Below are 10,117 nucleotides of genomic sequence, written 5' to 3'. Positions count from 1 at the left end.
GGTACTGCAGTTATGTGGGAGAGTATGTCGTCGCCTTTCTTTTTAGAATCCTTCCCGATTTGTCGGGAGGGATTTTTTGTTTTATAGTGATTTTGAAGATTTAGCTGACTGACTTGTCAGTTTCTAGGTTTCACTAGAGGAACTAATAAACTGGTGTATTCATATCATTGTAGGAAAAAGTCTTCTGTGGTATACGGCATATTTTATAGCGAGATAAAATATTTTTATCATACCTTATAATCGGAATTATTGCTTATTTAAAATTACACTTTTTAAAAAACCGTAAGTATTCTTGTTCTTTAAAATAGTAAAACCTGATTTTGGCGGGTTTCAAATTATTTTAGAAAATATAAAACTAAACTTTATGCTAATCTTAAACACTTATTTTATAGAGTTTTCGGATTTAAAGTTTAATGAATAACTATACTGTCAATAGCTTTTTGGGTCAATACGTTAAGATAGATTTTACTTTTAGGAATTAGTTATAAGCTTTTTTAAAAACTCGGTAAGTGATATTGTTTTATGCACTAAAACGGTTTCTAAATCAGCAGATTTTTGATCAAACTCTCCATTAGCAATAACCACGAAATCATCATTCTTAAAAAACAAAGTCACAAGTTTTCTTAAACAATTTTTTTTATCTATAAGTTTTAGTTGTGTTATTTTCAATGATGTTCTAGCGATAATAATCGATCAGATAGAACTATATAAGATCATTATTTTAAAGTAACTTTGGATGGTCTAAAAATAAATTTTATTAATGTAAACTTTCACTAAGGAGTAAGGATAATCTTTTGAACAGATTCTAATGGTGGGTTTGAGGAGGCTTCTAAAGCTCTAGAATTGGCTCCTCGATCATTAGATTTCGAGATATGAAAAAGGGAAAGTGACATTAAAGTAGGTTGCTATGCAACATCAACAGATCAAGAAATGGTTGCATGATATATTGTTCAAACAACAAACGGAACTATTCTTTACAGTACGTGAACCGCGGATGATATTTTTACAATAAAAATTGAATCGTTAAGGAAAAAAGGTATAAAAGATATATTTTCGCGAAAGGTTCGAGATTTGGATTCGGGAGTAGCAATAGAAATTAGAGAAGATACTTTTAATTTATTTAGATATCATTAATCCGTAATTAAGATTACAAAAAAAGATATTTGATCAAGTACCAAATGAAGTAAGCAATGTCAGAGATGATAACTTTTATAATTTTTAGACAAAATGAAAATAGAGTAGAAGTAAAGACAGAAAAAATTTATTCCAATTCTGTATTTCTTGCTAACGGAAATTTTTTAATAATTAGCGATCTCAGTTTTTCTTGATTTTTATCTCCCCAATTACCTAAAGCGCCAATTACAGGAATCAGACTCTCACCAAATTCGGTAAGACTGTATTCTACTTTTGGGGGTACAACAGGATAAATTTTTCTTGTAATGAGTTCGTGTTCTTCCAATTCATTTAACTGAATATTCAAAACTCTACGTGAAGCATCTGGTATTTTACGCTGTAATTCGCTTGGTCTTTTATGTCCTTGATTGATAAACCAGAGTAGGCGTATCTTCCATTTGCCATATAATACTTCACCTATAAGATCAAGTCCGCAATTTAAATTAGGTATAGTTTTTCTTTCATACATATTGTAAATGTACTAGTCTGTTCTGATTTGTGCAATAGGGGAATAATTTATCCCTATCCGAATCGTAACTCCGTACTTGTGAGATAGTTTCATAGTTCTGAAATTTGTACAAAACAAATAAACATGGAACAAAAACTAGATTATCAGAATGAGTTATCGGGCAAAATTGCATTGGTAACAGGAGGTACAAAAGGAGCAGGAAGAGCTATTGCCAAAAGATTGCTTCAAGCTGGTGCAACGGTTATTATAACTGCAAGAAACCCACCCGAAAAAGAAGACAACAATCTGCATTTCATTCCTTCGGATTTAAGTAAGGCAGAAGGAACACAAAAAGTAATCAAGGCAGTACTGTCGGATTATGGGAGACTAGACATTCTTGTAAACAACCTCGGTTCTTCTTCAACACCAGCCGGAGGTTATAGCGTATTAACTGATGAAGACTGGGAGTCAACTCTTCAAGCAAATTTGCTAGCTCCGATCAGACTAGACAGAGGATTTTTACCACAAATGATAGGTCAGAAAAGTGGTGTTATTATTCATATTGCCTCAATTCAGGGTAGATTGCCTTTGTATGATTCTACTTTACCTTATGCTGCTGCAAAAGCTGGATTAATAAATTACAGTAAAAGTTTATCAAATGAAGTTACACCAAAAGGTATCCGTGTACTTACTGTTTCACCAGGTTGGATAAGTACATCAGCATCTACAGCTTGGTTGGGTGAGATTGCAAGAAACTCAAATATTTCTGTAGAAGAAGCGCAGCAAGGTGTCATGAATGCATTAGGAGGAATACCTTACGGCAGACCTGCTCAACCAGAAGAAGTAGCTGAATTAGTAGGTTTTCTTGTTTCACCAAGAGCGAGTTATTTGACAGGAACAGAATTTGTAATCGATGGCGGAACAGTTCCAACCATTTGATGAATTAAATTTTAGTATGATGCTAAATTTTAGCTATTATAAAATGTATGAAAAAGAATTATTAACGATGAATAAAAAATTATGAACTTACCAGAAGTAATAAAAGATTTAGTAAACGCTCATAACAATTTTGATAGTACGGCTTTTGCCAATTGTTTTTCTGAAAGTGCAGTAGTATTTGATGAAGGAAAAAACTATACGGGTAAAAAAGAAATAAAAACTTGGATAGAAAAAGCTTCAAAAGAATACAATGCACTAATGAAACCAGTTGAATTTGAAGGAAATGCTGAAAAAGCAGATTTAAAAGCAGAAGTATCTGGAAATTTCCCAGGTAGTCCGCTGGTTCTTACTTATCATTTAAAATTTGAAGGCAATCATATTCAATTATTAGAGATTAATTAAAAGCTTGAGAATTTTAAGAAAAAAAAATAATAAAAAAATCTGCAACTAGTGCAGATTTTTTTATTTAGAGAAAAAGAAAGTTTGTTTAGTTCGTAAAAGATTAATGGAAAGATTACTAACTGTCTGGAGATTAAAATATCCAAGTTCAGATGTTATTGACTGTTTCTCATTTTTAGAAGGTAAGCAAATTTATAGATTTACAGTAATGTTGCATACTGGTATAAGCTTCCTGTTTTTGAATATAATTACTTTTTTCTAGATGTATAATATATTATTAAGTTAAAAATAGATTTTTAGTCTTTCTTTTTTGCTAATAAATTTAGATGGAATACTTTTGTTCTGTTAAAATATTTGTTATTTTAGTAATTAATTCCTTTCTGTATTATCCTAGATTAGGAATAACTACTTAGTATATACGCCTTTAAAAATTTGCCTAAACGCAGATTTTTATATAAATTTTTAGTTATATGACCATAGAGAATTGGCCTAAGCATATTCAGAAATATCTTTTTCTGCTGAAAGATGGTTTTTTTCAGTTTCCTTATTTGTCGAATTCACCTCAGATAATGATTGACAGTATATTGAAACTGCCTATAATAAAACATTATCCATTAAAAAATCGTATTGATTTTAGTACGGCATTATGTGAGGCAAAAATGTATTACAGAGAAATTGAAGAGGGATTTTGGCTTATCTCTTTTTATATGACGCTAAAAGAAAATATTATGGCTTTGTCTAGTTACGACAAAAATAAATCGAGTGACTATTATCTGCTGACATTTTCCATTTTTGAATACCAATTTCCTACAGGTGATGGTAATTTCTTAACTCTCCTAAGTACCTGTTGGACTATCAGTAAACCTCATACAGAGATATCAAGTTATTTCTATAAAGGATCCGATGGTAAATTTTTTACAATTGCTATGACAAAGGAATGGGTGAAAAATAATTTTACTTCTAAAAAGTTTAAAGAACGTAAAGCAATCTTAAAATTTTTAAATGGGGAGAAAGGTTCCTACACCTGGCTCGATATTTCTTCTAAAGCGCATGATATTGCTGCTGGTTTATCACAGCTGCTGGAAAGCAAGGCAAGTGAAGTTTCTGATATTGCATCAATGCGTAAAAAGATAATGAAACTTATGACGAGTTTTTTTGATAATGCTTTTGCTGATAGTCGTATTGTAGATAATATTTCATTAAGCAATATTGACTATTTAAATGTTTCAAAAGCAGAAAGAATTATTTTACAGCATCTCAATCTTCCGTTCATAGGTATTGAGTATATAGCCAAAGAAGTTAATATGTCAGCGACTAAATTAAAATCGAACTTTAAGGCTGTTTTTGGTTTTTCAATGTTGCAATACCATAAAGAAAAAAACTTGGTACTCGCTATGCAGCTGATTGAAAAATCCGATTTTAATATTCAGGAAATAGCGGCTATTACTGGCTATGACTCTGCAGGAAGATTTGCGTCGAGTTTTAAAAAAAGATTTGGAAAACTTCCGTCAGAAGCACGTTTTTTTTCGACGTAATGCTATCTTTTTTTATAAATTATTATAATTCCTACTTTTTTACAACTAATTACTCTATTCTTTTAATTTGAGTTATTTATTTGTATTTCAATGATTTAAAATTTTTACTATATCTCCTTTTTGTGAGATTTTTTTTGCTTTAGTTTCGTTTTTTCTAAACTGCAAAATATGTCCGAATTGACTATCTATCACTCAGATTTTCAGCTACATTTGACTTCGAAAAAAAGGGGTTGGCATTTTTCATGATCAGCTAATATGGTCGTCAATCCTTACTCTCTGCTGAATTTTCAGCGATATAAAAATTTTATAATACATCAAAAAAAATGCGACGATATTTAATTGTTCGTAGTGTCTTTTTTGTGCTTTTTACCCAAATCTTAATCTTGTTTATTTATGGTGAACTTTACCTATTTAAAAAATTTAATATTGAATAGAGAACGGATTTTAAATTCTTCCAACATTTCTTTATTGCTATTATCTGCTGATAAGGATATAAGGCAGATAAGAAAAGAAAGTTTGAAGTCTTGGAAATTACAGACTGTATTTCTTTTGTTTTTTGTTTTAGTTGGCAGTTTTAAATCTATTGCACAAAACTTAGGTGGTTTGGGTTCAGACCAGTATTTTAAAATAATTTCTTTTGGAGAAAAAGTTGATTTAGGAGAAATTGATCCAGCAGTATCTTGGACAATCAGCAACTCCAAAAATAATGTTTTTACTTCTTTAAATGGAAATGAAATCAACAGTTTTGTATTTCAGGATCCAGGTATTTATGATGTTACATATCAGGAGAATAAAAGTCATGAGGGAGAATGCGATCACTCAGCATTTCCTCAAAAGTTCAGCATTAAAGTTGATGCGACCAAAATGGTATATGATTTTTCAAAAATTTCATTTTCTGAAAAACTGGAGAGAGGAAGAAATTATACAGATTTGATAATTACTGTTCCTGCAAAAATTACTACAAAAGAGAATTCCATTACAAAATTACCTTCACCAAATATGTCGGTTGCTGGGTTAGGAGTTTCATTTACTGTTGAAGCATTGGAAAAAGAAATTGTTATTGGCAATAAAATACAATTATTGAAATATAAAATTTCAGGCGTTGTTAATCAAGAAACTTACTTAATGTTTGATTTTCATGATTTCAACAATCAGATTCAGACCTACAATCTTCATCAGATAATAAAATAATCAAGTTATTTATGATAAAAAATTACTTTAATTTTAATAGCATATTCAATGTAAAAAAGGCAATTGCTTTGTTTTTTGTTTTTTTTATATTTAGTCAGATATCTAATGCACAATGTGCGATTCCTGTCCAAGGATGTTCTGGTACCAATTTATCTAATTTTGGTGCCGATTCTAATAACGATGCATCATCAATAGAATACGATAATTTTGTATCAAGTTTTCATAGTACTATTGTAAGAACTTCAGATGGTTCTCTTCAAGTTTGGGGAGAGAAAATGGATAATGACGGAACATCCAGTTTACTAACATCACGAACAATAAACCGAACAAATTTCCCTGCATTAAGTGCTGGAGCTACAGTACTAAAAGGAGCATTGGGGAGCAACTCTTCAAGTTTTACTCAAGGAATAGTTTTGGCTACAGACGGATTGTATGCATGGGGTACAATGGGTGGAGTTTTAGCCACCAGTCTTACTACCAATACAACATTTCAGAAAATCACAATTGCTGGAAATACTACAGGATTACCAACAGGAGTAAATCCAAGCGATGTGAAAATGATGTTTGCAACCTATAGAACATTAGCTATCACGACTTGTAGTGGGGATGTATGGGTTATTTCTCAAACTGCAAATGTTAGAGGAAATGCAGCTACGGGTGATTCTTTAAATTGGTACCGAGTAACTACGACAGAGAATGGTAATCCATTTTTGACCAACGTTGTTGCTTGTAGAGGAAGTTATAACTCTTTGATGGCTTTGAAATCAGATGGTACAGTATATGTTTGGGGAAATGGTGTTTATTTAGGTGATAATAATCCCAGCGGCAATCAGACTAGAGCTGCACGAATGACGCTTCCTGCCTCGATAACTCCAAAAATGATTGGCTCAACAGGACCGGACGGTGTAAAATCTTATTATGTCCTAGCCACTAATGGTAATTTGTATGGTTTAGGAAGAAATACAGACAAACAGTTAGGTGATTGGGATACAGCAAACAGATCATTTTGGGTACAGCCAAGATACAATTCTTCAGGCGGTCCTGTCATGAATAATATTAAATGGTTTAGTGTACAAGAACATGATACTGGATATGGCGCTGTGAATGTCATAAATAATAGTTATAATCTATATGCTTTCGGGCAAAATAATAGGAGTTTAATTGGGGGCGGAAGTACTAACGAGACTGTAGATCCTATGATGCCCGCAGGTGTATCTGCATCTGATAAAATTTTAGCTGTGGAAACTGGAGGACATACTTCGATGATTGTTAAAGCCTGTGAATCAAGATTTGGTTATGTTGGTCATAGGGTTAATGGTAGTATGGGAAATAATTCAACAGATAACACAAATGTGACCTCATATAATTTTACTACTGCTAATGTACAGATTTGCGGAGCAGAATCAAATCCAGTTATTCAGCCAATTTCATTAGGAGGAGGACCAGATTCTAAATATTGTATAGATGATCCGGTTTTATTAAATCCTACTCCTGCTGGAGGAACATTAACTCTTGTAAGCGGTCCAGGAACTTTAAATGGAAACACTTTAAGTTTTACAGGAGTAGGTACTGTTCAAGTTCGATATACAGTTACTACTTCGTGTGGAGGAACTACAGTAACCGACAGGAATTTTGAAGGAGCACTTTGTCCTGCTGATCTTCAAATTTCAAAAGTAGCAGATAATACATCTCCAAGTGTTGGAAATAATGTCGTATTTACCGTTACTGCTAAAAATAATGGGCCTTACAAAGCGACTGGTGTTTCTATAAGTGATGCGCTTCCATCAGGATATACTTTTGTTAGTGCTGTGCCTTCGGTAGGTACGTGGTCGGCACCAACATGGACGGTAGGATCTCTTGCAAATGGAGCATCGGCTACTTTAGCAGTTACTGCGACGGTAAATGCTACAGGATCTTATGCTAACACGGCGAGTATAACGGGAAATAATCCTGATAATACTGCAACAAATAATTCGGCTACAGCAACTCCGGTTGTTCTAGCTAATCTTTCAGTAACGAAATCGATAAATAACACAAATCCAAATATTGGAAGTGAGGTTACATTTACGATTACAGCTTCTAATGCGGGACCAAGTCTTGCTACAGGCGTTAAAGTTACTGATAATCTTCCAGCTGGATATACTTTTGTAAGTGCTTCACCTTCAACAGGAACATGGTCTGCACCAGATTGGACTATTGGTAATCTTGTTAATGGAGCAAGTACTACTCTTACAATAAACGCTACCGTGAATGCATCTGGTTCTTACACCAATACAGCAAGTATTTCAGGTCAGCAGACGGATCCGACTCCAGGAAATAATTCTGGATCGGCTACTCCAACTGTTAATCAGCCTCCGACGGCGGGAAATGTGACCAATGCCGCGATTGCCTCAACGGCATCTGCGACATCGATCAGCGCACTTTCGGCATCGGATACCGACGGAACAATCGCTTCATATACAGTTGTGGCGCTTCCTTCAAGCGGAACCCTTTCACTTGGCGGAACTGCTGTTACGGCAGGCCAGACGCTTACCCCGACTCAGGCTGGACAGCTGAGCTATGCTCCAAGCGGAACATTCACGGGCAATGCAAGCTTCACCTTCAGGGCGACTGACAACTCCGGGGCGGCTTCTAATACTGCGACCTTTACGATCCCCGTATCAAACAATCCTCCGACGGCGAGCAATGTGACCAATGCCGCGATTGCCTCAACGGCATCTGCTACATCGATCAGCGCGCTTTCGGCATCGGATACCGACGGTACGATCGCTTCATATACGGTTGTGGCGCTTCCTTCAACCGGAACTTTGGCATTGAGCGGAAACCCTGTTACGGCAGGCCAGACGCTTACCCCGACTCAGGCGGGACAGCTGACCTATGCTCCAAGCGGAACATTCACGGGCAATGCAAGCTTCACCTTCAGGGCGACTGACAACTCCGGGGTGGCTTCCAATACTGCGACCTTTACGATCCCCGTATCAAACAATCCTCCGACGGCGAGCAATGTGACCAATGCCGCGATTGCCTCAACGGCATCTGCGACATCGATCAGCGCACTTTCGGCATCGGATACCGACGGAACAATCGCTTCATATACAGTTGTGGCGCTTCCTTCAACCGGAACCCTTTCACTTGGCGGAACTGCTGTTACGGCAGGCCAGACGCTTACCCCGACTCAGGCTGGACAGCTGACCTATGCTCCAAGCGGAACATTCACGGGCAATGCAAGCTTCACCTTCAGGGCGACTGACAACTCCGGGGCGGCTTCCAATACGGCTACCTTCACGATACCGGTTTCAAACAACCCTCCGACGGCGAGCAATGTGACCAATGCTGCGATTGCCTCAACGGCATCTGCTACATCGATCAGCGCGCTTTCGGCATCGGATACCGACGGTACGATCGCTTCATATACGGTTGTGGCGCTTCCTTCAACCGGAACTTTGGCATTGAGCGGAAACCCTGTTACGGCAGGCCAGACGCTTACCCCGACTCAGGCTGGACAGCTGACCTATGCTCCAAGCGGAACATTCACGGGCAATGCAAGCTTCACCTTCAGGGCGACTGACAACTCCGGGGCGGCTTCTAATACTGCGACCTTTACGATCCCCGTATCAAACAATCCTCCGACGGCGAGCAATGTGACCAATGCCGCGATTGCCTCAACGGCATCTGCTACATCGATCAGCGCGCTTTCGGCATCGGATACCGACGGTACGATCGCTTCATATACGGTTGTGGCGCTTCCTTCAACCGGAACTTTGGCATTGAGCGGAAACCCTGTTACGGCAGGCCAGACGCTTACCCCGACTCAGGCGGGACAGCTGACCTATGCTCCAAGCGGAACATTCACGGGCAATGCAAGCTTCACCTTCAGGGCGACTGACAACTCGGGGGCGGCTTCCAATACGGCTACCTTCACGATACCGGTTTCAAACAACCCTCCGACGGCGAGCAATGTGACCAATGCTGCGATTGCCTCAACGGCATCTGCGACATCGATCAGCGCGCTTTCGGCATCGGATACCGACGGTACGATCGCTTCATATACGGTTGTGGCGCTTCCTTCAACCGGAACCCTTTCACTTGGCGGAACTGCTGTTACGGCAGGCCATACGCTTACCCCGACTCAGGCGGGACAGCTGACCTATGCTCCAAGCGGAACATTCACGGGCAATGCAAGCTTCACCTTCAGGGCGACTGACAACTCGGGGGCGGCTTCCAATACGGCTACCTTCACGATACCGGTTTCAAACAACCCTCCGACGGCGAGCAATGTGACCAATGCTGCGATTGCCTCAACGGCATCTGCGACATCGATCAGCGCGCTTTCGGCATCGGATACCGACGGTACGATCGCTTCATATACGGTTGTGGCGCTTCCTTCAACCGGAACCCTTTCACTTGGCGGAACTGCTGTTACGGCAGGCCA

At 37.8% G+C, this 10,117-nt stretch carries 6 protein-coding genes; 5 read left to right on the top strand and 1 reads right to left on the bottom strand.

Translation table 11 applies throughout. The annotated features are described in order from the left end of the window. Nucleotides 1-1,261: 1,261 nt before the first annotated feature. Nucleotides 1,262-1,642: a winged helix-turn-helix transcriptional regulator gene (locus LL966_RS22710; protein WP_229356513.1), complete on the bottom strand. Its 381-nt coding sequence runs from the start codon at nucleotides 1,640-1,642 to the stop codon at nucleotides 1,262-1,264. 123 nt (nucleotides 1,643-1,765) lie between these two features. Here LL966_RS22710 and LL966_RS22705 point away from each other — a divergent pair, with 123 nt between their 5' ends. The 5 genes from LL966_RS22705 to LL966_RS22685 form a co-directional block, all read left to right on the top strand. After that, nucleotides 1,766-2,560 carry an SDR family oxidoreductase gene (locus tag LL966_RS22705; RefSeq protein ID WP_229356511.1) on the top strand — a complete coding sequence of 265 codons (795 nt, stop codon included), beginning with the start codon at nucleotides 1,766-1,768 and terminating at the stop codon, nucleotides 2,558-2,560. 81 nt (nucleotides 2,561-2,641) lie between these two features. Next, the gene (locus tag LL966_RS22700; RefSeq protein ID WP_229356509.1) at nucleotides 2,642-2,962 is read left to right on the top strand and encodes a nuclear transport factor 2 family protein; all 321 of its coding nucleotides are present in this window, start codon (nucleotides 2,642-2,644) and stop codon (nucleotides 2,960-2,962) included. A 566-nt stretch (nucleotides 2,963-3,528) separates the two neighbouring features. After that, a complete protein-coding gene (locus LL966_RS22695) occupies nucleotides 3,529-4,494 on the top strand; it encodes a helix-turn-helix domain-containing protein (protein ID WP_229356507.1) in 966 nt (321 codons plus the stop codon). Between the two features lie 426 nt (nucleotides 4,495-4,920). Then, nucleotides 4,921-5,685 (top strand): hypothetical protein, encoded by a 765-nt coding sequence (locus LL966_RS22690; RefSeq protein WP_229356505.1) that lies wholly within the window; start codon nucleotides 4,921-4,923, stop codon nucleotides 5,683-5,685. A gap of 11 nt (nucleotides 5,686-5,696) precedes the next feature. Beyond that, nucleotides 5,697-10,117: DUF11 domain-containing protein (locus tag LL966_RS22685; protein WP_229356503.1), on the top strand; the 4,421-nt coding region annotated here is incomplete at its 3' end.

Origin of the sequence: Flavobacterium chungbukense (assembly GCF_020805785.1) — a bacterium.
GTDB classification, from domain to species: Bacteria; Bacteroidota; Bacteroidia; order Flavobacteriales; family Flavobacteriaceae; genus Flavobacterium; species Flavobacterium chungbukense.
Note: the sequence above shows the minus strand (reverse complement) of the source record. Positions and strands in the feature narration are given on the sequence as shown.

Bases quoted from the DNA above. Each gene is read 5' to 3' on its own strand.
- LL966_RS22710 (WP_229356513.1), bottom strand. From the start codon at position 1,642: ATGTATGAAAGAAAAACTATACCTAATTTAAATTGCGGACTTGATCTT.
- LL966_RS22705 (WP_229356511.1), top strand. From the start codon at position 1,766: ATGGAACAAAAACTAGATTATCAGAATGAGTTATCGGGCAAAATTGCA.
- LL966_RS22700 (WP_229356509.1), top strand. From the start codon at position 2,642: ATGAACTTACCAGAAGTAATAAAAGATTTAGTAAACGCTCATAACAAT.
- LL966_RS22695 (WP_229356507.1), top strand. From the start codon at position 3,529: ATGATTGACAGTATATTGAAACTGCCTATAATAAAACATTATCCATTA.